This window comes from Amycolatopsis sp. Hca4 (genome assembly GCF_013364075.1).
Lineage (GTDB): Bacteria > Actinomycetota > Actinomycetes > Mycobacteriales > Pseudonocardiaceae > Amycolatopsis.
In genome coordinates this window covers 1,274,285-1,297,179 of the sequence record NZ_CP054925.1, presented here as the reverse complement: position 1 = coordinate 1,297,179, position 22,895 = coordinate 1,274,285, and the positions used below count along the sequence as shown (strand labels likewise).

At 72.8% G+C, this 22,895-nt stretch carries 22 protein-coding genes; 12 read left to right on the top strand and 10 right to left on the bottom strand.

Translation table 11 applies throughout. The features are described from left to right. Nucleotides 1-56 precede the first annotated feature (56 nt). A complete protein-coding gene (locus tag HUT10_RS05530; protein WP_176170173.1) occupies nucleotides 57-692 on the top strand; it encodes a TetR/AcrR family transcriptional regulator in 636 nt (211 codons plus the stop codon). Nucleotide 693: 1 nt separating this feature from the next. Here the strand turns inward: HUT10_RS05530 and HUT10_RS05525 are convergent, their stop codons facing one another. The 4 genes from HUT10_RS05525 to HUT10_RS05510 form a co-directional block, all read right to left on the bottom strand. After that, nucleotides 694-1,569, bottom strand: coding sequence for a trypsin-like serine protease (locus HUT10_RS05525; protein ID WP_254896696.1), 876 nt, complete (start codon nucleotides 1,567-1,569; stop codon nucleotides 694-696). Between the two features lie 67 nt (nucleotides 1,570-1,636). Continuing rightward, nucleotides 1,637-2,515 carry a CU044_5270 family protein gene (locus HUT10_RS05520; protein WP_176170172.1) on the bottom strand — a complete coding sequence of 293 codons (879 nt, stop codon included), beginning with the start codon at nucleotides 2,513-2,515 and terminating at the stop codon, nucleotides 1,637-1,639. After that, entirely contained in the window at nucleotides 2,508-3,098 is a 591-nt protein-coding gene (locus HUT10_RS05515) for an RNA polymerase sigma factor (protein ID WP_176170171.1), read from the bottom strand. The genes HUT10_RS05520 and HUT10_RS05515 overlap by 8 nt, the downstream gene beginning before the upstream one ends. Nucleotides 3,099-3,199: 101 nt before the next feature. Further along, a complete protein-coding gene (locus HUT10_RS05510; protein WP_176170170.1) occupies nucleotides 3,200-3,682 on the bottom strand; it encodes a MarR family winged helix-turn-helix transcriptional regulator in 483 nt (160 codons plus the stop codon). A gap of 83 nt (nucleotides 3,683-3,765) precedes the next feature. On the opposite strand from HUT10_RS05510, the gene ribA reads away from it, so the two are divergent. The 5 genes from ribA (at nucleotide 3,766) to HUT10_RS05485 (ending at nucleotide 8,955) form a co-directional block, all read left to right on the top strand. After that, a complete protein-coding gene (gene ribA, locus HUT10_RS05505; RefSeq protein ID WP_176170169.1) occupies nucleotides 3,766-4,380 on the top strand; it encodes a GTP cyclohydrolase II in 615 nt (204 codons plus the stop codon). 15 nt (nucleotides 4,381-4,395) lie between these two features. Continuing rightward, nucleotides 4,396-5,247 carry a helix-turn-helix domain-containing protein gene (locus HUT10_RS05500; RefSeq protein WP_176170168.1) on the top strand — a complete coding sequence of 284 codons (852 nt, stop codon included), beginning with the start codon at nucleotides 4,396-4,398 and terminating at the stop codon, nucleotides 5,245-5,247. A 71-nt stretch (nucleotides 5,248-5,318) separates the two neighbouring features. Further along, the gene (locus HUT10_RS05495; protein ID WP_176170167.1) at nucleotides 5,319-5,795 is read left to right on the top strand and encodes a (2Fe-2S)-binding protein; all 477 of its coding nucleotides are present in this window, start codon (nucleotides 5,319-5,321) and stop codon (nucleotides 5,793-5,795) included. Next, nucleotides 5,795-6,793 (top strand): xanthine dehydrogenase family protein subunit M, encoded by a 999-nt coding sequence (locus tag HUT10_RS05490; RefSeq protein WP_176170166.1) that lies wholly within the window; start codon nucleotides 5,795-5,797, stop codon nucleotides 6,791-6,793. The genes HUT10_RS05495 and HUT10_RS05490 overlap by 1 nt, the downstream gene beginning before the upstream one ends. Next, nucleotides 6,790-8,955: a xanthine dehydrogenase family protein molybdopterin-binding subunit gene (locus HUT10_RS05485; RefSeq protein ID WP_176170165.1), complete on the top strand. Its 2,166-nt coding sequence runs from the start codon at nucleotides 6,790-6,792 to the stop codon at nucleotides 8,953-8,955. Before HUT10_RS05490 ends, HUT10_RS05485 begins: the two co-directional genes overlap by 4 nt. A gap of 163 nt (nucleotides 8,956-9,118) precedes the next feature. On the opposite strand, the gene HUT10_RS05480 is transcribed toward HUT10_RS05485, so the two are convergent. The 4 genes from HUT10_RS05480 to HUT10_RS05465 all read right to left on the bottom strand — a co-directional run bounded on the left by HUT10_RS05480 (nucleotide 9,119) and on the right by HUT10_RS05465 (nucleotide 14,379). After that, complete coding sequence (locus HUT10_RS05480; protein ID WP_176170164.1) at nucleotides 9,119-9,463, bottom strand: hypothetical protein; 345 nt, start codon at nucleotides 9,461-9,463, stop codon at nucleotides 9,119-9,121. A 141-nt stretch (nucleotides 9,464-9,604) separates the two neighbouring features. Then, on the bottom strand, nucleotides 9,605-12,742 hold the full coding sequence (locus HUT10_RS05475; protein WP_176170163.1) for a family 43 glycosylhydrolase: 3,138 nt from the start codon (nucleotides 12,740-12,742) through the stop codon (nucleotides 9,605-9,607). Between the two features lie 93 nt (nucleotides 12,743-12,835). Next, entirely contained in the window at nucleotides 12,836-13,801 is a 966-nt protein-coding gene (locus tag HUT10_RS05470) for a hypothetical protein (RefSeq protein ID WP_176170162.1), read from the bottom strand. Continuing rightward, nucleotides 13,798-14,379: a TetR/AcrR family transcriptional regulator gene (locus tag HUT10_RS05465; protein WP_176170161.1), complete on the bottom strand. Its 582-nt coding sequence runs from the start codon at nucleotides 14,377-14,379 to the stop codon at nucleotides 13,798-13,800. The genes HUT10_RS05470 and HUT10_RS05465 overlap by 4 nt, the downstream gene beginning before the upstream one ends. Before the next feature lie 60 nt (nucleotides 14,380-14,439). Here HUT10_RS05465 and HUT10_RS05460 point away from each other — a divergent pair, with 60 nt between their 5' ends. From HUT10_RS05460 to HUT10_RS05435, 6 genes are all read left to right on the top strand, one after another. After that, complete coding sequence (locus HUT10_RS05460) at nucleotides 14,440-15,435, top strand: hypothetical protein (protein ID WP_176170160.1); 996 nt, start codon at nucleotides 14,440-14,442, stop codon at nucleotides 15,433-15,435. A gap of 185 nt (nucleotides 15,436-15,620) precedes the next feature. Beyond that, nucleotides 15,621-16,415 (top strand): hypothetical protein, encoded by a 795-nt coding sequence (locus HUT10_RS05455; RefSeq protein ID WP_176170159.1) that lies wholly within the window; start codon nucleotides 15,621-15,623, stop codon nucleotides 16,413-16,415. Between the two features lie 36 nt (nucleotides 16,416-16,451). Next, nucleotides 16,452-17,756, top strand: a complete 1,305-nt coding sequence (locus tag HUT10_RS05450) for an alpha/beta hydrolase (RefSeq protein ID WP_176170158.1) — start codon at nucleotides 16,452-16,454, stop codon at nucleotides 17,754-17,756. Nucleotides 17,757-17,823: 67 nt separating this feature from the next. Further along, nucleotides 17,824-18,696: an LLM class F420-dependent oxidoreductase gene (locus tag HUT10_RS05445; protein ID WP_176170157.1), complete on the top strand. Its 873-nt coding sequence runs from the start codon at nucleotides 17,824-17,826 to the stop codon at nucleotides 18,694-18,696. Nucleotides 18,697-18,795: 99 nt separating this feature from the next. Beyond that, entirely contained in the window at nucleotides 18,796-20,064 is a 1,269-nt protein-coding gene (locus HUT10_RS05440) for a hypothetical protein (RefSeq protein WP_176170156.1), read from the top strand. Between the two features lie 210 nt (nucleotides 20,065-20,274). After that, nucleotides 20,275-20,922 carry a GTP pyrophosphokinase family protein gene (locus HUT10_RS05435; RefSeq protein ID WP_176170155.1) on the top strand — a complete coding sequence of 216 codons (648 nt, stop codon included), beginning with the start codon at nucleotides 20,275-20,277 and terminating at the stop codon, nucleotides 20,920-20,922. On the opposite strand, the gene HUT10_RS05430 is transcribed toward HUT10_RS05435, so the two are convergent. Together HUT10_RS05430 and HUT10_RS05425 are read right to left on the bottom strand one after the other, a co-directional pair. Further along, nucleotides 20,919-21,551 carry a TetR/AcrR family transcriptional regulator C-terminal domain-containing protein gene (locus HUT10_RS05430; RefSeq protein WP_254896695.1) on the bottom strand — a complete coding sequence of 211 codons (633 nt, stop codon included), beginning with the start codon at nucleotides 21,549-21,551 and terminating at the stop codon, nucleotides 20,919-20,921. The genes HUT10_RS05435 and HUT10_RS05430 overlap by 4 nt on opposite strands. Then, entirely contained in the window at nucleotides 21,548-22,849 is a 1,302-nt protein-coding gene (locus HUT10_RS05425) for a cytochrome P450 (protein ID WP_176170154.1), read from the bottom strand. Before HUT10_RS05425 ends, HUT10_RS05430 begins: the two co-directional genes overlap by 4 nt. Between the last annotated feature and the right edge of the window lie 46 nt (nucleotides 22,850-22,895).

Sequence of the window (22,895 nt, the reverse complement as noted above, 5' to 3'; positions counted from 1 at the left end):
AAGCTATAACGTAGAGAAGTGAGTGTCAATAGGAAACGTGATAACGTCTAACGGTGATGAGCGAGAGCCCCCGAGAGCGCTATCGAGCCCAGGTGCGCGAAGAGATCAAGCGCCACGCGTGGGAGCAGATCGCCGCGGCCGGGGTGCCCGCCCTGTCGCTCAACGCGATCGCCAAGCAGGTCGGCATGAGCGGCCCGGCGCTGTACCGGTACTTCGCGAGCCGCGACGAGCTGATCACCGCGCTCATCCGCGACGCCTACCGCAGCCTCGCCGACACCGTCCGCGCGGCGCGCGACGCCGGGGCGGACCTGGCCGGCCTGGCGGCCACCATCGGCGGCTGGGCGCGCAGCGACCCCCAGCGGTACTTCCTCATCTACGGCACGCCCGTGCCCGGCTACCACGCGCCCGGCGACACCACCGCGATCTCGTCCGAGGTGATGGCGGCGCTCATCGAAGCCTGCGCCGAAGAGGCGGGCGAGGAGCCGCCGACGCCGTTCGACACCCACCTGGAGACCCACCGCGAATGGGCGGGTGGGCACCCCGCGCCGCCCGCGGTCCTGCACCGTGCGCTGTCCTTCTGGACCCGCCTGCACGGTGTGCTCTCCCTCGAGCTGGCCGGCCACTTCGCCGGCATGAAGTTCGACCCGGATCTGCTGATCACCGAGGAACTGGCCGCCCTGCGGCCGCGGTGACTCAGCCGGTCTGCTCGCGGATCCAGTCCGCCACGACGTCCACCCTGGCGATCGTCTCCGGCCCGGGCTGCGGGCACGGCGGCCCGGTGTTGACGATGGCCACCAGTGTCGCGGTGCGGTCGTCGTCGGAGACGAAGAACGGACCGCCGGAGTCCTCCGGGCACGGGCCGTTCTCCACCGTGCGCTTGCCCACCGGCTGCGCCTCCAGGGTCACCTGGCCGACGCCGGACACCGTGAAGCGGCCGCGCTTGAGGTGGTCGGACGGGCCGAGCACGGTCGCCGAGAGCGAACCCCAGCCGGCGAACTGGAGCTGCCGGCCGACCGGCGGCCGGGTCGTCGCCAGCGCCACCGGCGTGACGTCCTCGACCGGGCGGCCGAGCTTCGCCACCGCCAGGTCGTTGACCGGTGACTGCCGGACGTCGACGACCTCGGAGGTGTACCCGCCGGGGTCGCTGTCCTTCAGCCGCCCGACGGTGACGGTCATCGTGTACGGCGGCCGCCCGCCGATCCGGGTGTCCTTCAGGTCGTGGAAGCAGTGCCCGGCGGTGACGATCCACTGCGGCGCGACCAGCGACCCGCTGCAGGCGCCGCTGCGCACCCCGCCGCCGGGGACGGGGATGTCGTCGGAGGTCAGCTTCGCGTTGAACGGCAGGACCGGGCTCACCGCCGTCCGGGTGGCCGTGGCCGTCGGTGCCGCGGCCGGGCCGGTGGCCGCCGGGTCGGGCAGGCTGTTCCCGCCGGCCGCGGCGGCCAGGACCGGGCCGCTGAACGGCACCCCGGCCAGCGCGTGGGCGAACGCCAGGCCGGCACCGGCCAGCACCGCGACCGCCACCGCTCGTGCCCGGAACTGCCGTCGTCGATCCGAAGAGGTCCTCACACCTCGAATACACGGGCGGGAGGCCGGAATGGTTGCGAGAACCGGGAAGCTCCCGTGTTCGCGCCGGTCAGGGGCGCTGCCCCACGGCGTCGACGTAGGTCTTCACGGTCACCGCGCTGTCGGTCGTGCCCAGGAACTGGTAGGTGGTGGCGTCGAAGACCAGCACGATCGGCTGCGCCTTCGGGCTCGAACCGGAGGACACCGGGAACTCGATCCCGACGCCGGGGCGGCCGGCGCCGTCGGTGACGTGGTCCAGGGCCGTCAGGCCCGGCACTTTCGCCGCGGCCTCGAACAGGGCCGCGTAGGACGCCGGCTGGAGGACCTGCTCGTAGGCGAGGGTGTAGACGGCCTTGCCGATGTAGCCGGCCCGGCCGGCGCGATCGGCCTCCTTCCCGTAGAGGTAGGCCAGCATCGCGTCGGCCGTCGTCGGCAGGTCCGTCCGGTAGATCGTCTTGGGGGTGCAGTCCTGGAGCGTCCCCTCCGCGCGCGGGTCGTTCGTGCCGTACATCGGCGCCTTGCCGTTGCGGCAGCCCCCTTCCTTGGCGCTGCCGATCAGGCTGTCACGGGTGCCGTCGACCGAGAGCCAGACTTCGCGGTTGGGTGGAATGGTGTATTCGGTCTTCACGTAGAGGAACTGGTCGGGGCGCGGCGGCTTCCCCGGGTCCTTCAGGGCGGTGTCCGCCGCCGCGGTGAGCACCTTGACCGGGTCGGCGTGCGCCACGGCGGGCCCGACACCGACCTGGTCGGCCGGGGCCAGCGTGACGACGGCGGTGATCGCGGCGGCCAGGCCGACCGAGGCGCCGCCGAGCCAGACCCAGCGGCGTGACCGGTGCCGCCGTTCGCCGCGCGCGGCGGCCAGCAGCCGCTCGCGGGCCGGGGCGAGGTGTTCCGCCGGGGCGAAGCCGACGGTTTCCGCGCGGTCGCGGATCAGGTCCAGTTCATCCATGACCCGAGGTCTCCTTCACGAGGTCGAAGGCGCCGAGCTCGGCGCGGACGCGGCCGCGGGCCCGGCTGAGGCGGGATTTGACGGTGCCGACGGGAATGCCGAGCGCTTCGGCGACTTCCTGGTAGCCCAGGCCCTCCGCGGCGGTGAGCAGCAGGACGTCCCGTTCGCGGGGCCGCAGGGCGGCCAGGGCGCGGTCGAGCCGCACCCCCAGTGCCTGCGCGCTGACCTGGTCGGCGACCCGGTCGGCGTGTCCTTCCTCGGCGGGCGGCGGCCCGACGGCCTGCCGGAGCTTCAGCTCGCGCACTTCCGTCCGCCGCTGCCGCGAAACGAGGTTCGTGGCGATGCCGTAGAGCCACGGCCGGGCGTCGGACCGCGCCGGGTCGAACTTCGCGCGCTTGTCGAAGGCGATCAGGAACGTGTCCGCGAGGACGTCGTCGGCGGTCGTCGGGCCGAGGCGCCGGGTCAGGTAGCGGTGGATGTGCCGCGAGTGGCGGTCGAAGATGACCGCGAACAGGCTCGGCTCGTGCCGCGACCGCGCGATCACGCTCGCGTCGTCGTCGGCATCGGTGTCTTCCGGGGTCATCGCCCGCCTTTCGATCCAGCCGGTGTCATGGGCTGTTCTCCGGCGGCGCGGGGCGGGTTCCGGAATGGGGGTGGCTCAGGCGGGAAAGTGAGACAGGTCACTCACGGGCAGCCCTCGGCGGTGTCGCCCGTCGCGAGCATGCGGCGGTTCGCCTCGCCGAGGCCGTCGGCCAGCGAGCGCAGCTGGTCCGGGGTGAGGACGTCGATCAGCAGCTCGCGGACCAGGGCGACGTGCCCGGGGGCGGCCTGCTCCAGCTGGGCCAGTCCTTCGTCGGTGAGCACGGCGTAGACGGCGCGGGGATCGTTCTCGCAGGCCCGGCGGCGCACCAGGCCGGCTCGCTCCAGTTGGCCGATCTGGTAGGTCAGCCCGCTCTTGGTGTTCGAGACCGCGCAGGCGAGCTCGGTCATCCGCAGCTCGTGGTCCGGGGCCCCGCTGAGCCGGGCGAGGATCACGTACTGGAGGTGCGAGATCCCGGAGTCCTGCTTCAGCTGCTGGTCCAGCCGCCGGTTGAGCAGCTCGTAGGTGCCGAGAAACGCGTTCCAGGCGCGCTTCTCCTCGGCGTTCAGCCACCGCGCACGACCCATGTCACAACGGTACCTGTTGTTCAAATTCGAACTCAAGGGGTACGGTCGGCTTGAGGTTCAAATTTGAACGCCCAGGAGCCGCCATGATCCCCGTCGCCACCGTCCGCACCCGCGTGCGGGTCCCGCTGCGCTTCGCCGACGGCTACTCGGCGACGGCCGAAGTCGTCACCTTCGACGGGCTGGCCGACGGCGCCGAGCACGTCGCCCTGGTGTTCGGCGACCCGGTCCGGCCGCTGGTGCGCCTGCACTCGGAGTGCCTGACCGGGGACGTGTTCGGTTCCGCCCGCTGCGACTGCGGACCGCAGCTGCGCGAGGCCGTCGAACGCATCGACGGCGCCGGCGGCGTCCTGCTCTACCTGCGCCAGGAGGGCCGGGGGATCGGGCTGTACGCCAAGCTCGACGCCTACGCCCTGCAGGACGCGGGCCTCGACACCTACCAAGCGAACACCGCGCTGGGCCTGCCCGAAGACGCCCGCGACTACACCGCCGCGGCGCAGATGCTCGCCGCGCTGGGCATCGCCGAGGTGGACCTGCTGACCAACAACCCGGACAAGGTCCGGCAGCTGCGCGACCGCGGTGTCACGGTCGCCGGGACGGTGCCCACCGGCGTCCACGCGACCCCGGACAACCTGCGGTACCTCGACGCGAAGGTCCGCCACACCCACCACACCTTGGTCCTGCCCGAACTGGCCGGCTGAAGTTAGGGTCGGGTCGTGACGGAGGCGATCGACCCAGGCGCCCGCGTGCGGTTCAGCGGCCGCTGGCCGTCGCTGAGCGTGCGGCTGCTCGACAACGCCGCGGTGGCCGAGGTGGACCTGCCGCCTGTCGACGAGCAGGTGCTGGTCCTGGTCAGCGCGGGGACCAAGATGATCGAGTCGCGCCACGGCGCCCGCTGGCGGCGCGCGGACTACGGACCCGGTTCGATCGGCCTGACCGCGCCCGGCCACCCGGCCCGCATCCGCTGGCGCGGCGAGGGTCGCACGCGGACCACCCACATCCACCTGCCTGCCGCCCTGATCGACCGCACGGCCCTCGACCTCTGGGGCCGCGACGCGAGCCGCCTCGGCCGCCCGGACGCCCTCCGCGTCGAGGACCCGGTGCTGGCGTCGGTGGCGACGGCGCTGGGCGCGGCGGCCGTGGCCGGCGCGGACGAGCTGTACGCGGAGTCGGCGGCCGCGTTCCTGGCCGTCCACCTGCTGACCCACCACACGGCGGCGCCCCCGCCGCGCGCACCCGGCCGCGACGAGCTGCGCACCCGCAGCGCGGTCCGGTTCATCCGCGACAACCACCACCTCCCGCTGACCCTGGCCGACATGGCGGCCGCGGCGGACCTGAGCCCGTTCCACTTCCTCCGCGTGTTCAAGGCGGCGACCGGGCAGACGCCGTACCGCTTCCTGACCCGCGTCCGCGTCGAACGGGCGTGCCGTCACCTGGAGCGCGGCGAGCTGTCGGTGACGGAGATCGCGCAGGCGTGCGGCTTCGCGACACCGTCGCGGTTCGCGGCGGCCTTCCGCGCGCAGATCGGGCAGTCGCCCTCGGCGTACCGGGCCGCGGTGCGCGGCTAGAGCAATAAACGGTGTCCCCGGCAGCAATCACGGGAAAGCGCCGCGCGGGCCGCAGCCGTTAGCGTCGCCGGGTGTCCACTCCAGAAACCCCCGTTGCCCTCACCGTCAACGGCGAAGCCGTGCGGCTGGCCGTCGATCCCCGGGAGTCGCTGCTCGACGTGCTGCGGGAACGGCTCGGGCTGACCGGCACCAAGAAGGGCTGCGACCATGGCCACTGCGGTGCCTGCACGGTGCACCTCGACGGCCGCCGGGTCGTGTCCTGCCTGACGCCTGTCGTGCAGGCCGCGGACCAGGACGTCACCACCATCGAAGGCGTTGCCGGCCCGGACGGTGGCCTGCACCCGCTGCAGCAGGCCTTCGTCGACCACGACGCCCTCCAGTGCGGGTACTGCACGCCCGGGCAGATCATGTCCGGGCTCGCCTGCATCGCCGAAGGCCACGCCGGTGACGACGACCAGACCCGTGAGTACCTCAGCGGCAACCTCTGCCGGTGCGGGGCCTACGCCGGGATCGTGGCCGCCGTCCGGCAAGCCGCCGGGGAGGCCTGATGCGCCCCTTCGCCTACTTCGCGCCCGGCAGCCTCAGCGGAGCCGTCGCCGCCCTGCGTGACGCCGTTCCCGGGACCAAGGTGCTCGCCGGTGGCACCACGCTCTACGACCTGATGAAGCTCGGCGTCGAAACCCCGCCCGCCGTCATCGACGTGCACCGGCTGCCCGAACTCGCCACGATCGACGCCGGCGAGCGCGAACTCGTCTTCGGGGCCGGCGCCCGGATGGCCGACGTCGCCGAGCACCCCGCCGTCCGGGACGGCTACCCCGCGCTCGCCGAGTCGCTGTGGCGGGCCGCGTCGCAGCAGTTGCGGAACATGGCGACCGTCGGCGGGAACCTGCTGCAGCGCACCCGGTGCAGCTACTTCCGCGGCGGCTCCGAATTCGCCTGCAACAAGCGCGAACCCGGCAGCGGCTGCGCCGCGCGCGGCGGCCACGACCGCACCCACGCCCTGCTCGGCACCAGCGACGCCTGCATCGCCACCTACCCCGGCGACTGGGCGATCGCCCTCCTGGCCTTCGACGCCGTCGTCGACGTGGCCGGCCCGCGCGGTGACCGCACCGTCCCGCTGGCCGGCCTGCACGTCGAGCCGGGCGACGACCCGGCCCGCGAACACACCCTGGCCGCCGACGAGCTGATCCTCCGCATCCGCGTCCCGGTGACACCCGCCGGCCGCGGCTCGACGTACCTGAAGATCCGCGACCGCGAGTCCTACGCCTTCGCCCTCGCCTCGGCCGCCGTCGCCCTGACCGTCGAGGACGGCGTGGTCGGCGACTGCCGGATCGCGCTCGGCGGCGTCGCCACGCGGCCCTGGCGGGCCACGGAGGCCGAGCGCGTGCTCCGCGGCGCCCCGCTCACGCCCGGGAACGCCCGCCGCGCCGGGGAAATCGCCTTCGCCGGGGCGCGTCCCGGCACCCACAACGGATTCCGGATCGAACTCGGCATCCGCACGGTCGCCGACGCCGTGCGCACGGCCGGGGAAAGGGCTGCCCGATGACACCACGTGCCGACGCCGTCGAGAAGGTCACCGGCCGGGCCGCCTACGGCACCGACCGCGTCCCGGACGGCCTCGCCCACGCGGCCCTCGTCCCGGCGCGGATCGGCCGCGGGCGGGTGTCCCGGGTGGACACCGCGGCGGCGGAGGCCGTGCCCGGCGTCCTGCTCGTCGTGACCCGGTTCGCCGAGGCCGAGCTCACGGGGCCGGGCTTCATCATGGGCGGCGGCTTCTCCTTCCAGAGCCTGCAGCCGCTGCTGGACGACCGCGTCGCCTACCGCGGGCAGCCGATCGCCCTGGTGGTCGCCGAGACGCCGGTCGCGGCCACCGAGGCCGCCGAGCTGGTCACGGCGGACTACGAACCCGAGCCGGTCGCCGTCGACCTCGACGCCGAGGGCGCGACCACCCTGGTGCAGGAAGAGGCGATCCCGCTGCCGTTCCTGGCCGACATCAAGGTCGGGGACGCCGACGCGGCCTTCGCCGCCAGCCCGGTCCGGATCGACCACACCTCCGAGCACGCGGCCCAGCACGCCGTCCCGATGGAGCTCAACGGCGGCGTCGTCGAATGGCGGGACGGCACCCTCGTGGTCCACGAAGGCACGCAGAACGCGGCCGCGGTCCGCCACGGGCTCGCCCGGCAGCTCGGCCTCGACCCGGCCGCGATCGAGGTGCGCTCGCCGTTCGTCGGCGGCGGCTTCGGCCAGAAGAACTCGCTGCAGCCGCACCTGGCCCCGCTCGCACTGGTCGCGAAGCGGCTCGGCCGTCCGGTCAAGCTCGTGCTGACGCGCAGCCAGACCTTCCACAACGGCAGCTTCCGCCCGGCCACCCGCCACCGCGTCCGCCTCGGCGCGGACGAGACCGGCCGGATCCTCGCCGCCGTGCACGAGGTCGACCAGCAGACCTCCCGCCACGACCTGTTCCCGGCCATGCACACCGAAGTCACCTCGCGGCTGTACGGCTTCCCGGCCTTCCGCGGCCGGCAGCGGCTGGTGCAGACCGACGTCCAGACACCGGGCTACATGCGGGCGCCGTTCGAAAGCTCGGCGGTGTTCGCGTTCGAGTCGGCGGTCGACGAACTCGCGCACGTCACCGGCCAGGACCCGGTCGCGCTGCGGCTGGCCAACGACACGCTGACCGACCCGGTGACCGGACGGCCGTTCTCCACCCGGTTCCTCGCCGAATGCCTCCGCCGGGGCGCCGCCGGGTTCGGCTGGGCCGCCCGTGACCCGCGGCCCGGCTCGATGCGCGCCGACGACGGTTCACTCGTCGGCTGGGGCGTCGCCGTGGGCAGCTACCCGGGCCACATCGCGCCCGCCGTCGCCCACCTGACCGCCACCGCCGACGGCCGCGTCACGGTCGGTGTCGACGGCCACGAGATGGGCCAGGGCATCCGCTCGGCGATCGCGCTGCTCGTCGCGACCGACCTCGAGATCGACGTCCGGGACGTCGAAGTCCGCGTCGGCGACACCCGGTACGCCGCGCAGCACCTCACCGCGGGTTCGTGGGGCACCGCGACCGCGCTGCCCGCCGTGCACGCCGGCCTGCGCGAGCTGCGCAAGCACCTCGACGCGGCCGGCACCGGCGCGGTCGACGTCGCCGCGGCCGTCGCGCGGATCGGGCACCCGGTCGAGGTCGAAGCGGCCACGGTCGGGCCCGGGCAACCGGCGGAGGCCGTCGGGCAGGCGCGGGCCGGGCACCTGGCCATCTCCGGGCCGGTCTACCCGGAGTTCAGCACGTTCAGCTGGGTCGCCCACTTCGTGGAGGTCCGCGTCGAGCCCACGACGTGCCGGATCCGGGTGCCGCGGGTGGTCAGCGTCGTCGACTGCGGCCGGGTCGCGAGCCCGGTGACCGCGGCGAGCCAGGTCCGCGGCGGCGTGGTGTGGGGGATCGGCGGGGCGCTGCGCGAGGAAAGCCTCGCCGACCCGCGCACCGGCGGCTTCCTCAACGCCACGCTGGAGGAGTACCCGGTCATGGTCAACGCGGACGTCGGGCGGATCGACGTCGACTTCGTGGACGAGCCCGACCTGCGGTTCAACCCGGTGGGGGTGAAGGGACTCGGCGAGGTGGCGATGGTCGGCGTCGCGGCGGCGGTGGCCAACGCGGTCCACCACGCAACCGGCCGGCGCCACCACCGGCTCCCGATCCGCCTCGACGACGTCCTGTGAGCCGGACGCGCCGTGGCCGCGCCGGGCCGGCCCCGGCGTGGCCAGGCCGGCGGGTGTCAGCGGCGTGAACCCACGGTGGCCAGCTGCTCGGTGATCTCCGCCAGCAGCTCGGTGGCCGCGTCGCCGAGTGCGGCCAGGTCGGCCAGGGTCGTCTCTTCGGTGCTCACGGGCACGGTTCTTCCTCCAGGGCCTCGTGGCGGGCGACCACGGCCGCGGCGAACGCGGTGTGCACCCGCAGGTACTCTTCGCGCCCGACCGCCGTGTCGGCCCACTCGTGCCAGCGGATGTGGGCTTCGGCGACGTCGACGTTCGCGGCTGCCGCCACCGTGGCCGGGGACGTGCCGGCGAGGATCGCGTGGTGCATCAGGGACGGGGACGAGCGGCGGGCGAGCTCGGCCAGCGCGGCGAGGCGGGCGAGTTCCGCGAGCGTGTCGGACGTGACCGGACGCGGGCGCGGCCGGGGCACCGGACGCGAGTTCCCGAGGTTGTCGGTCAGGACGCTGGTCATCAAACGACTCCTGAGGCGGAAAGCGGCGAAGCAACCCGAACGGCGGAGGTTTACCCCGCTCGAAGCGGGGTAAACGCTGCCGCTGGTGATCTCCGTCTCACCGCATCGGGTGGACCACCCGATCGAGTGGCCCACCCGGGATCAGCTCGCCCGGACCGCCCCGCAGTGCCACGGGATCCGCTGCGGCCGCACGCTTTCCAGCGTCGGGACGACCGGGGCGATCGTCCCGTCGCGGCGGAACGTCAGCTTGTCGATCGTCGTCTCGCGGTGGGTGCCGTCGCCGCCGGGGATGCCGAAGCGGTGGTAGGCGAGGTACCAGTCGTCGGTGCCCGGGACCTGCAGCATCGAGCTGTGCCCGGTGCCGAGGACACCCAGGTGGGCGTCCTTGCTCAGGATCACGCCGCGGTTGGTGAACGGCCCGGTGGGGCTCGGCGCGGTGGCGTAGCCGACGCGGTAGTCCGGGCTGCGGGTGTCGTCGATGGACCAGCTGAGGTAGTACGTGCCCTTCCGCTCCACCATGAACAGCCCCTCGCGGAAGTCGGTCAGGCCGTCGAGGCGGGTGATCTTCGCCGGGTCGTAGGACACCATGTCCTCGTCGAGCGGGACGACGTAGGCGTTGCCGTTGCCCCAGTAGAGGTACGGCTGTCCGTTGTGGTCGATGAACACCGCCGGGTCGATGGCCTGGCCGCCGTCGGGGTTCTTCGCGATCAGCGGCTTGCCGGAGTCGGTGAACGGGCCGGTCGGGGAGTCGCTCACCGCGACGCCGATCTTCGCCTCGGCGCAGAAGTAGAAGTAGTACTTCCCGCCGCGCTTGGCGATGGTTGGCGCCCAGGCGTTCTTGTCGGCCCAGCTCACGTCCTTGCCGAGGTCGAGGATGACGCCCTCGTCCGTCCAGTCGACGAGGTTCTTCGACGACCACGCCGAGAACTTCGTGCCGCTCCAGCCGTCGAAGCCGTCGGTGGTCGGGTAGAGGTAGTACGTGTCGCCGAAGGCGACGATGTTCGGGTCGGCGTGGTACCCCGGCAGGACCGGGCTGCGCACCTCGTGCGCCTCGACCGTCCACACGCGACGCTCGCCGCCCGCACCGGTCACGGTGAACTGCTTCGGCGACCTGAGGTCGACCGGCTTTCCGTTGTCCGGCCTGATGCTCGCGCCCGGCGCCAGGTCGAACTTCGGCGACAGCCGCCGCAGGTCGGTGCCCGGCTTGACCGGCAGCACGACCGTGCCGGCGCCGGCGTCGACGACGGCCGGCGTCTTGAGCGCGTCGAGCTGCACCGAGCGGATCGCGGTGCTGTTCGACGGGAGCGTGGCGACCTCGAGCCCGGACAGCGCCCGGTTGTACAGCCGCACGTCCTTCATCTTGCCGGTCAGCGTCCGGTCGCCCGCGTACACCGAGCGGCCGAGGTAGTTCGCCGCCGTGACGCCGCCGCCGAGGTCGGCAGGCTTGATCGTGGCGTTCTGGTTGCGGCCCACTTCGACGCCGTCCAGGTACAGCACCTCGACGCCGTTGCCGACCGTCAGGGCCACGTTCTTCCAGACCCCGCGCGGCAGCCCGCCGCCGGCGTCGGCCGCCTGCTCGGTGGTCCAGTTGCCGGTGGCGATGGCGCCGCGGAAGCCGCCGCTCGCGGTACCGCCGGTGGTGAAGAGGTAGCCGTTGCCGGTGCCGTCCTCGGCCGTGTTGCCCAGGCCCCACAGGAAGTACGGCGTCTGCTGGTTCGGATCGACCAGGACGTCGGCCGACACGGTCGCCGCGGAGGCGCCGGTGAGCAGGTTGTTCGGCAGCTGGACGTGCCCGTTCTTGCCGCCGAAGGCCAGTGCCCCGTCGCTCCAGCCGACGTCACCGGCGAGGGCGCCGTCGTAGCCGTGGCCGGTGGTGTCGGCCGCGACCGTGCCCGACTTCGCGTCGAGCGGCCAGTGCGCGACCAGGCCCTTCGCGTCGGCCTTCGCCGGCGCCGGGGGTGCGCTCAGCCGGTTCATCTCGGCCTGAGTGACCGGCAGGACGGTGCCGTGCCGCGGCGACGCTGGCAGGTGCGCGCCGGTCGACATCGTCCACTTGCCCGAGTCCAGGTCGGTGGTCTCGAACGGGACGTACCCGCGGCCGCCGAACTCGTCGATGAACAGGTACCACTTGTTCTCGGTGTTGGACTTGAACCCGGTCGGGCCTTCGCCCGCGGACAGGCCCGGGCTGGTCGCGGTGGCCTTGCCGATGCAGTCGGCGACGAAGCCGTAGTGCGGGTCGAGCAGGTCGGTGGCCTTCTCCTCGGTGATGAACTTGCTGCACGGCGTCGAGGAGGTGTTGTTGCGCTCGTCCTTGGTGAACCGGTAGTAGGTGTCCTGGTTCTCGATCACCGTCGAGTCGATCACCGAGTAACCCGGGTCGATCCACACCTTCGGCGCGCTGAAGGTGGCGAAGTCGCGCGTGGTCGCGTACATCATCCGGTTGTAGCTGTCGCCGAGGTGGTTCGGGTCGTTCTCCGCGTAGAGCTTCGACGCCCAGTAGACGACGTACGTGCCGCGCTTGGCGTCCCAGAAGGCCTCCGGGGCCCACGTGTTGCCCGCGGTCGGCGGGGACACCTCGACGCTGCGCTGGCGGGACCAGTGCGCCAGGTCGGTCGACTCCCACACCATGATCGACCGGCTGCCGGTGCGCTGGGCGGCGTCCCAGCCGCGGCCGGCGTAGATCCGCAGGTCGGTGGCCAGCAGGTAGAACTTGTCGCCGTCGGGGGAGCGCAGGATGAACGGGTCGCGCACGCCCAGTTCGCCGAGGCTCGACTTGAGCACCGGCCTGCCGTTGTTGAGCTCGGTCCAGTTCAGGGGGTCGTTGCCCTTGCTCAGCGCCGAGTAGATCTGCTCGCCGTCGGAGGTGCCTTCGCCGGTGAAGTAGAAGAAGCTGTAGCCGGCCAACGGTTCCTGGACCGGCTTGGGGACGACGGTGGCGGTGAACCGCCGCGTGGTGCTCTCACGGCCGAGGCTGACCTTCGCGGTCAGGACGACCTCGGCCGGGGCCGCGCCGGTCATTGGCCGGGTGACCTCGCCCGTCGGGGTGATCACCGACGGCGCGGAGGACGTCCAGGCCACGCTGGTACCGCCGGGGCCGCTCGTCGGCAGCGTGAGGTTGCCACGGACGTCGTCGAGGCCGGTCACGGTCAGCGTGTTCGCGGCGGCGCGGACGCTGCCGCCGGCGGCGGGAGCCGCACCGGCACCGGCGCTGCCGAGGGGGACGAGGGCGGCCGCGACGGCCAGCACGACGCCGAAACGGCGCGGGGAGAACAACTTCATCGTTGTCGGTTCCTTCGGGGCCTGCGCATGTTAACGTTAACATGATTCGGGTACGCTGACTCTAGGTCGGCGTGGTCCCGGTGGTCAAGAGTCTTACGGCCGGCGGGCCAGCAGCTCGGCGATCGCCTCACGCGGGTAGGGCGTCTTCCGGCTCTCGGTGTGGAGCGCGAAGTAGAAGTCGTTGACGACGGCGGCCAGCGGCGCGTACCGGCGGAGCAGCGGGGCCTGGTCCGCCACCTCGCCGGCGGCGCACGCGCGGACGAAGTCGTTGCGGGAGCGGGCATCCGGCCACGCGCGCAGGCCGCGGACGTGCCGGTTGAGCAGGTGGGTCAGGACGTAGGCCCGGTCGTGGGTTGCGTGGTCGGCGAGGAACTCCGCTTCGGCGTCCGAGAGGTCGAACCGCGAAGCCACGGTGAGGCCGAAGTCGGTGAGGTAGAGCCGTTCGCCGTCGGTGACGATGTTGGCGAAGTGCGCGTCGAAGTGCTGGACGCCTTGGGCGGCCAGGAATCCGGTGATGTGCCGCAGGTCTTCTTCGAGCGGGAGGTCGTCGCCCGGCCACCCGGCGAGGTCGTGCGGCAGGTACTCGAGGAACAGCACGAGATCGGTGGTGGCGCCGTCCAGCGCTTCGAGCCTGCGCCGCACGCCGGCGTCGCCGTGCCAGAACGCGACGTCGGCGTCGATGTCGCCGCGCGGACGGGGCAGGCCGGGCAGGATCCGCCAGTGGTGCAGGAGCGGGAAGTTCGCGCACTCGCCGCCGCGGACCCACGCGGTCGTCATCAGGTGTGCTTCCAGCTCGCGCCAGGCGCCGCCGCCGGCGGACCCGACGCCGTAGTGCGACCACGGCGGCAGCCCGTAGAGGTCGGCCGTCGAACGGGGGTTCGCGAGTTCGACGTCGGTGAGCGCCACCCGCTTGACGAAGACCGGTTCCCCGGCCACCCGCAGCAGCCAGGACGACCCGCCGATGCCGGTGCCGAGCGGACGTGCCCCGGCGAGGAGGTCGTCGCCGGCTTCGGCCAGTGCGGCGGCGAGCCGGTCGTGCCGGGTGAGCCGGTCGGTCATGCGCGCACCAGCGGCAGGTAGACCAGGTCGACGAGCTCGACGAGCACGTCGTCGTCCACTGTGGTCAGTCCGTGGGTGAGGTATTCGTTGCGTAGCAGCACGAGGGCGACCGTGGCGACGCGGGGGTGCCGTGCGCCCGGCCGGGCCTCGCCCCGGTCCACCGCGCGGCCGACGACGGTGAGCCAGGCGGCCGCACCTCCCTCGGCGGCCTGCTGGTGCAGCTGCTCGCGGAGCTCCGGTTCGTCGCCCACGCCGGTCAGGAGGCCGCGGAGCGCACGCGCGGCGGGCGAGGTCTGGCCGCAGTTGATCGCGCGCAGCAGCGCCAGTGCGTCCTCGCGGAGGCTGCCGGTGTCGGGCGGCTTGAGCGTGTCCTCGGCCAGGTGCCGGTACGCGGCGACGCCGAGGGCGGCGCGGTTCGGCCAGCGGCGGTAGATCGTGTTCTTGTTCGTGCCGGCGCGCTGGGCGACCCGTTCCACGGTCAGCCCGGGGTAGCCGGTTTCGGCGAGCTCGGCCGCCGCCGCGCGCAGGATCGCCTCTTCCAGTTCGGTGCCCCGGCGCCGGGTCTTCGGTGTCGCCATGGGGCTACTCTAGCGCCGTGCGGTACGGTACGGACCGTACCTTAAATCTGGGAGGCAGACATGCGGGCCAAGGGCATCGGCTACGACACCGGACTCGAGACCGGCGGGCGGTTCAACCGCCCGTTCGACCCGGACCTGGTGCGCCGCGAGCTGGCGATCATCCGCGACGACCTGCACTGCACGGCGGTGCGGCTGATCGGCACCGACCTCGACCGGATCGAGTTCGCCGCCCGCGAGGCGGCGGCGCTCGGACTGGAGGTGTGGTTCTCGCCGTTCCCCTGGGAACGCGACGAAGACGAGCTGCTGGCCCTCTTCGCCGACGGCGCCGCCCGTGCCGAGCGGCTCCGCGAGGCGGGCGCCGAAATCGTGTTCGTCACCGGCGCCGAGCTGAGCCTGTTCTGCCGGGGCTTCCTGCCGGGCGGCAGCCTTCCCGAGCGGCTGGAGAACCTGCTGGCGTCACGGGAACTCGTCGCCGGGCTGCCGGAGCGGGTCAACGCGTTCCTGGCCCGCGCGGTCGAGGTGGTCCGGGCCCGGTTCGGCGGCCGCGTCACGTACGCGGCGGTTCCGCTGGAGCGCGTCGACTGGGCGCCCTTCGACATCGTCTCGGTGGACGCGCACCGCTCGAAGGAGGTCGAGCACATCTACCGCGAGGGCGTCCGGAACCTGGTCGCGGCGGGCAAACCGGTGGCGATCACCGAGTTCGGGGTGACGCCCTACCGCGGCGCGGCGGGCCTGGGCGCCCGGTGCGGCGAAATCCTCGAGTACGACGGCGACGTCCCGGTCCGGCTGAAGGGCGAGTACACGCGGGACGAAGAGGAGCAGGCGCAGTACCTCCGCGAGCTGGTGGAGATCTTCACGGACGAAGGTGTCGACGCCGCGTTCGCCTGCACGTTCGTGTGTTACGGCCTGGTGCACCGGGCCGACCCGCGGACCGACCTGGACATGGCCAGCTGGGGCGTGGTGAAGGTGCTGGAGGAGGGAACGGGAAAGGTGTACCCCGACGTCCCGTGGGAACCGAAGGCGGCGTTCGGCGCGCTGGCCGAGTGCTACGGCTGAGCCGGCCATGGCATCCGATGAATTCTTGGCCAACCAGGGCGGCAACCGGGGTGGGATTGACAGAAAGCGCTGTCTCTTCTAGCTTCATGGCGTAAGACATCGGATGTCCAGCCCGGTTTTCCGGGTCCGTCCGCCGACCGATGTGCACCCCTGCCGAACAGCTCGTCAGGAAGGACACACCGACGATGCCGGAATTCCCCCGCCGGGCGGCCCTGCGCTCGCTCGCCGTCTCCGCTCTCGCCGTCCCGCTCGTCCTGAGCGCGGCGCTGCCCGCCGACGCGGCCCCGCTGTGGCACCCGAACCCCGCCACCGACGGCCTGAAGGCCTTCGAAGGGATCGAGGCCGACCGGGGCAACCACCACCCCGACCGCAAGTACGTCGTGGTCGAAGGCGACCACTACCGGTTCAACATCTGGAAGGACGACCGCGACACCACCGGCGGCGGCGACCGCCAGCGCACCGAGTCGAAGGGCATGGTGCAGAACGGCACCACGCTGAAGATGCACAACGGCGAAACCTGGACGCTCTCCTACGAGATGTACATCCCCGCGTCCCTGCACGGCACCAGCAAGTTCACCCACATCTTCCAGACGAAGACGCCGTCGACCAACGGCGGCCCGTGGGTGACGCTCGACCTGACCCGCAGCGGCAGCAAGGAACAGCTCAACGCGCGCGCGTACGCCAACTCGGGGTCGCCGAGCATCGCGGTCACCGACCTGGCGCCGTTGCGGGACAAGTGGATCACCGTCGAGTGGACGTTCACGCCGGGCTCGAAGGGCAAGGCGGCCTGCGTCATCCGCAACGGCACCGGGGCGAGCGCGCCGGTCGCCGCGCAGGGCAGCATGAGCAACGTGAACTTGCCCGACCAGGGCGACTACGTCCGTCCCAAGTGGGGGATCTACCGGTCGGTGCAGAGCGCGTCGTCCGACATCCTCGACACCTACCTGCTGTTCCGCAACTACACGGCGGCGCGCAAGTAGGGTGCGCGTCCGCCCGGTGAGGGTGACACTGGCGGCATGAAGGTCGTCGACGGGTATCCCGGCACGCGCCGCCCGCCGACGAGCCCGCCGGCCGCGCTGCGCCGCGGTCCGCTGCTGGTCACGGCCGTCTTCGCCGCCCTCGGCGGGGCCGTGACCACGGCGGCCGCGCTGCCCGCGTTGTGGCGGGTCTGGCAGCTGTACGCGATGCTGTTCGGCCTCGTGGCCGCGGTCGGGCTGGTCGCCGCCGTCGCGGCGCTGGGGTGGCCGACCCGCAAGACGGCGCACTTCGGCGCGTTCACGGCGGCCGCGGCGCTCGCCGTGTGGGTGATCAGCCGGCCGCTCGGGCTGCTGACGCGGTTCGACCCGTGGCAGCCTGCGGACACGGTGGTGGGCTTCACCGACGCCGTGGTGGCCGGGCTGGCCGTCCTCGCCCTGTTCGGCTTCCTCGTGGTGGCCCGGCGGCGAGCGCACCCGTGGCCGTCCGCGGCGCGCCGGGTGACGGCGTGGATCGTGCTGTTCCCCCTGCTCGTGGCGGTGCTCGCGACCGGCGTGGCGGGCACCGTCGCGGCCGGCGAAAGCAGCACCGGGCCCGCCGCGTCGACGTTGCTCGACACCGGCCCCGGCACGTACGAGTACTGCCGCGCCGACGGGATCCCGCTGGCCATGGACATCCACCGGCGCAGCCCGGGCGGACCGCCGGCCCCGGTGGTGCTCCTGCTGCACGGCGGCGGGCTCGTCCTCGGCAACCGCAAGCTCACCGGCCCGGGCGCGCTGCTCTCCGGCTCGCGGTTCGGCTCTCTGCGGGACGAGCTGACGGCGCGCGGCTTCGCGGTCGCCGTGATCGACTTCCGGCTCGCGCCCGCCGCGCGGTGGCCTGCCCCGCTCGCCGACGCCCGGTGCGCGGTCCGGTTCCTCAAGGCCAACGCGGCCGCGCTCGACATCGACCCGGCCCGGATCGCGGTGGCGGGCACCGGGACGGGCGGCACCCTGGCGTCGCTGCTCGGCGTCGCGCGAGGTCGGGACAGCGGCCCGTACCAGGGGCAGGACAGCATGGTCCGCGCGGTGGCGGCGCTGGCGGCGCCGGCGGAGTTCGAGCTCGCGGGCCAGGACCCGCTCACCCGCGCTTCGGTGCTGATGGCGCTGGGGCGCGCGCCCTCGACGTGGCAGGCGGCGAGCCCGCTGACGTACGCCGGCCCGGGCGCACCGCCGTTCCTGCTGGGCAACGGGGGCCGGAAGTCGGCGGAATTCGCGGCGCGCCTGCGTGCGGCCGGGGTGCCGGTGACCGAAGGCCCGGTGTCCGACCGCTCGGTCGCGGACTTCTTCGCCTCGGCCGTGGGATGAGACTTGCCCTGGAGTGCGCTCCAGGTCCTAGCGTGGGGGCACACCGATCACGTCAGGAGTGCGTTCCATGGAACTCGGTTTCCACCTGCCCATCTTCGACATCGACGGCGGCACGCCCGCGATCGCGGGCGAACTCGCCCGCGTGGGCGCCGCGGCGGAGGAGGCCGGGGCGACCTGGCTGTCCTTCATGGACCACTACTTCCAGATCGAGCCGACCGGCCTGCCCGCCGAGTCGAACATGCTGGAGGGCTACACCACGCTCGGTTACCTCGCCGCGCACACGTCCCGGATCGACCTCGGCCTGCTCGTCACCGGCGTGACCTACCGGCACCCGGGCCTGCTGGCGAAGATCGTCACGACGCTCGACGTCCTTTCGGGTGGCCGGGCCGTGCTCGGCGTCGGGGCCGCGTGGTTCGAGCGCGAGCACCGGGGGATGGGCGTGCCGTTCCCGCCGCTGGGTGAGCGGTTCGAGCGGCTGGAGGAGACGCTGCGGATCTGCGCGCAGATGTGGGACCCGGCGAACAACGGCCCGTTCGAGGGCAAGTACTACCAGCTGGCCGAGACGCTGTGCTCGCCGCAGCCGATCAACCGGCCGAAGGTGCTCATCGGCGGTTCGGGAGAACGCAAGACGTTGCGGCTGGTCGCCCAGTACGGTGACGCCTGCAACCTGTTCGGGTCATCGCCGGAGGACGTCGCGCACAAGCTGGACGTGCTGCGCCGCCACTGCGACGACGTCGGCCGCGACTACGACGCGATCCGCAAGACGATCCTGGCCAACAACCCCCGCCCCAACCCGGAAACCCGCGACGACTTCGTCCGGTCGATGGCCGACTACGCCAAGCTCGGCATCCAGACGGCGATCGTCACGCCGACGACGGGCTCGCCTGCCGCGTGGATCGAGGGCATGGCCCCGACGGTGCCGCAGCTGGCGGAACTCTGACGTCCACAGTGGACACGTGAGGAATTTTCCTTCCGGGTGAACCGCTTCGCCGATTTGTCCGTGTGGACGGGTGAGGTGGCGACCCGAGAGGAGGGGCTGATGCCCCACGTGCGCACGACCGGACGACACCGCAAACCCGCGACGATCGGACTCGCCGCACTGGTGGGCGTGGCCGGAGCAACGGCCGCGGCCATCGCCCTGACCAGCCCGGCGAGCAACGCGGCCACGGAACAGTGCGGCGGTCTCGACGCGGCGGTGCAGATCAACCTGACGTTCATCGCGAGCCAGCGCACGGCTCCGGACGCCCAGTCGGAGGCGCGGATGGCGAACCGCCAGGCGGTGGTGGACCAGCTGGAGCAACGCCGCAAGGCGGCGGGGTGCGGGAACCAGCCGGCGGCGAACGAGGTGGCGGTGCAGTGCGCGGCGGTGGCGGCGTCGCAGGACGTGGCGGGGGAGGACGCGGCTGGGCGGAAGAAGGCCGCGGGCAAGAAGGGCGCCGCGGCCGAGGACGGGATGGCCGGCGGCGCCACTGATGAGAGCGGGATGGCGGCCGGAAGCGGTGCGGACGCCGAGAACGGTATGGGCGCCGGCAAGAACGGCATGGCGGGCAAGAAGGGGGCAGCGGGGAAGGCGGCCGATCAGAACGCTGCGGCCGCCCAGGCCTGCGAGGTGGTCCAGAAGTGCGTGGCCCAGGCGGCGGCCCTGGCGGACGGCAACGCCATGGCGAACCAGAACGGCAAGGCCGAGGAGAACGGCGCCGCCGCCGAGAACGGCATGGCCGACCAGCGGGGGATGGCCGCGGAGAACGGCATGGCCGACCAGCAGGGCATGGCCGCCGAGAACGGCATGGCCGACCAGCGGGGGATGGCCGCGGAGAACGGCATGGCCGACCAGCAGGGCATGGCCGACGAGAACGGCATGGCCGACCAGCGGGGGATGGCCGCGGAGAACGGCATGGCCGACCAGCAGGGCATGGCCGACGAGAACGGCATGGCGGCGGACAACGGCAAGGCCGCCGGGAAGGAAGCCGCCGGTCAGAAGGATGCGGCGAAGCAGAACGGCATGGCCGGCGAGCAGCAGGGCGCGGGCCGGATCGTCCTCTCGGCGCAGGACTGCGCGGGCATCCTGAACTGCGTCGCCCAGGCCGCCGACCCCGCTGCCGCGGCGCAGCAGGGGATGGCCGCCGAAGAGAAGGCCAAGGACGAGAACGCGCAGGACCAGGGCGCGCAGGACATGAACGCCCAGAACAACAAGGCCGAGAACAAAGCCGGCACCAAGGCGGACGAGGCCGAACAGGCCGGCGCGGCCGCGGTCCAGTGCGTCGCCGAGGCGGTGGCTGCGGCCGGAAAGGCACCCGCGGGACGCTGACCGACCCCGAACCCCGGACCGGCGGCCCCACGCCCCGGTCCGGGCCGGGGGCTTTTCAGCAGCAGCCCGGTGGCCGAGCCCACTGCAGCAGCGGCCCGCCACCCGATCCGGTGACCCACGGGAACTTCACCCCGTCCCCGTTCGTTCTCCCCACAGAGCGCAGTACCCTGGCGCCCGGACAACGACCGACGACAGCACCACGAGGCTTCAGTGACCACCGACCCGGCGGCCGAGGACCTGCGCGAGGCGGCCGACGAGCTCGCCGTCGCCGGGCAGCTTCCGCGCTTTCTGCTGATGTACAAGTTCGCCATCGAAGAACTGATGACGAAGCTGCGGATCCTCTCCGAAGAATTCGACTTCGTCCACCAGCACGACCCGATCGAGCACATCACGAGCCGGGTCAAGCGGCCGGAGGCGATCAAGGAAAAAGTGCGCCGGCGGGGGCTCGGCGGGGACTGGGTGTCCGCCGCGCACGTGCTCGACGACATCGCCGGGATCCGGGTCGTCTGCCCGTTCGTCTCCGACGTGCACGAAGTCGCCCGGATGCTCACCGCGCAGGACGACGTCGAGCTGCTGCGCACCAAGGACTACATCGCCACCCCCAAGGCGAACGGCTACCGCAGCCTGCACCTCATCGTCCGCATCCCCGTCTTCCTCTCCGACCGGGTGGAAAAGGTCAAGGTCGAGGTCCAGCTGCGCACCATCGCCATGGACTTCTGGGCCGCGGTCGAGCACAAGCTCTCCTACAAGTACCGCGACAGCGTCCCGGCCGACTTCGCCGGCGAACTCGCCGCCGCGGCGCGGACGGCGGCCGACCTCGATCGGCGGATGGCCGCGCTGCACGAACGGATCCGCTAGGGCCTCTCCAGCGCGTCCAGCATGATCCGCAGGCCGAATTCGAACTCCGCCTCGTGGTCGCACACCGCCAGGTAGGGCGCCGCCACGGTGACCGCCGGCAGCCCGGACGCCGAAAGGTCCGCGAGCCGCTGGACGCTGCCGCCGAACGTCGGTGCGGCGTCGACCTCGCGCATCAGCGTGCCGATCAGGAACGCCAGCACGGCCCGCAGCCCGTGCACCGCCCGGTCCGGCGGGTACCCCGCCGCGAGCAGCGGCGCGAGCACCGCCTCCAGCGGGGTGAGCGCCGTCAGCGACGCGAGCCGGCGGGTGAGCACCAGTGGCGCCGCCCGGGGGTGGCCGAGCATCGCGGCGCGGAAGCCGTGCGCCAGCGCCGACATCGTCTCCCGCAGGTCCGCTCCGACCGGCGCCGCCGGGATCGCCGCGAGCAGGACCTCGGCGATCCCGTCGAGCAGCGCGTCCTTGCCGTCGACGTGGTTGTACAGGCTCATCGGGTCGACATCGAGCCGCCGCGCCAGCTTGCGCATGCTCACCGCGGCCAGGCCCTCTTCGTCGACCAGCGCCAGCCCGGCGAGCAGGATCCGTTCGCGTGACAGGACGCTCTGGGGCGGCCGGCCCCGGCGGGCCGTCACGGCGTCAGCACCGCCGGCAGGGTTTCGTAGCCACGCAGGATGCGCGTCGACCGGCGGCGGCCGCCGGGCAGCACACGCAGGCCGGGGAACCGGTCGAAGATCGTGCGCAACCCGATCTCGCCCTCCATGCGCGCCAGCGACGCGCCGAGGCAGTGGTGGCGGCCGGCGCCGAACGACACGTGGTCGCGCGCCCCGGACCGGGTGACGTCGAAGACGCCCGGATCGGCGAAGACGCCCGGGTCGCGGTTCGCGCCCGCCAGCACGGTCGTGACCAGCGCCCCGCCGGGCAACGGCACCCCGGCGACCTCGGTCGCGCGCGTGGCCACCCGGCCGGTCAGCAGCACCGGCGGGTCGTACCGGAGCACTTCCTCGACGGCGTTGCCCCACAGCTCCGGCCGTTCGCGCAGCACGGCGAGCTGCCCGGGATCCTGCGCGAGCAGCGCGATGCCGCTGCCGAGCAGGTTGACGGTCGTCTCGAACCCGGCCGCCAGCACCAGGCCCGCGGTGGACTTCAGCTCCGTCTCGGTGAGGCCGACGCCGCCGTCGCGGGCCGCGACGAGCTTGCTGAACAAGTCGTCGCCGGGGTGGCGGCGCAGGTGGTCGAGGTGCTCTCCGAGCCAGGTGTCGAACTCGGCCAGCGCGGTCTCGACGTCGCGGAACGTGCGCCAGCCGAGCCCGAGGTCGAGGCTGGGCGCCGCGGCCGCCCCGAGCGAAAGCACCTTGCCCAGGTCGGACGGCGGCACGCCGAGGATTTCGCTGATCACCGTCACCGGCAGCAGGCCGCAGTAGGACTCGACGAGGTCGAGCGGGGCGCCGGGGTCGAGCGCGTCGAGCAGGCCGTCCGCGATCTCCTGCACCCGGCCGCGCAGCTGCTCCACCGCGCGCACGGTGAACACGCCGGTGACCAGCTTGCGGTAGCGGGTGTGCTCGGGCGGGTTGACGGCCAGCAGCGACGGCGGCCGCACCGGGTGCAGGTGCTCGCCGGCCGACCACTCGACGAGCCGGCCGAGCGCCGAGCCGTCGGACCCGAGGACGCCGACGCGGAAGTCCTCGCTGGAGAGCACCTCCCGGACGGCGGCGTGCGTGGTGGTCATCCAGCCGAACCGGGTGCGCGCGAGCGGGCCCGCCCCGCGGATCTCCTCGAACAACCCGGTGAGGTCCTGCCCTCCGGCCGCGGCGACCACCATCCGGCCCTGCAGGTCCCCGCGCTTGGCGCCGCGGCGCAGCACGGTCCGGGGGAGTGCGTGGCCGAGCCCCCAGCGCACCACGGGCTTCGTCCAGGCCAGGGCTCCGGTCATGACATCCCCCTCCGTCGGCGTACCTACAGTGTAGGTTATCGACCGC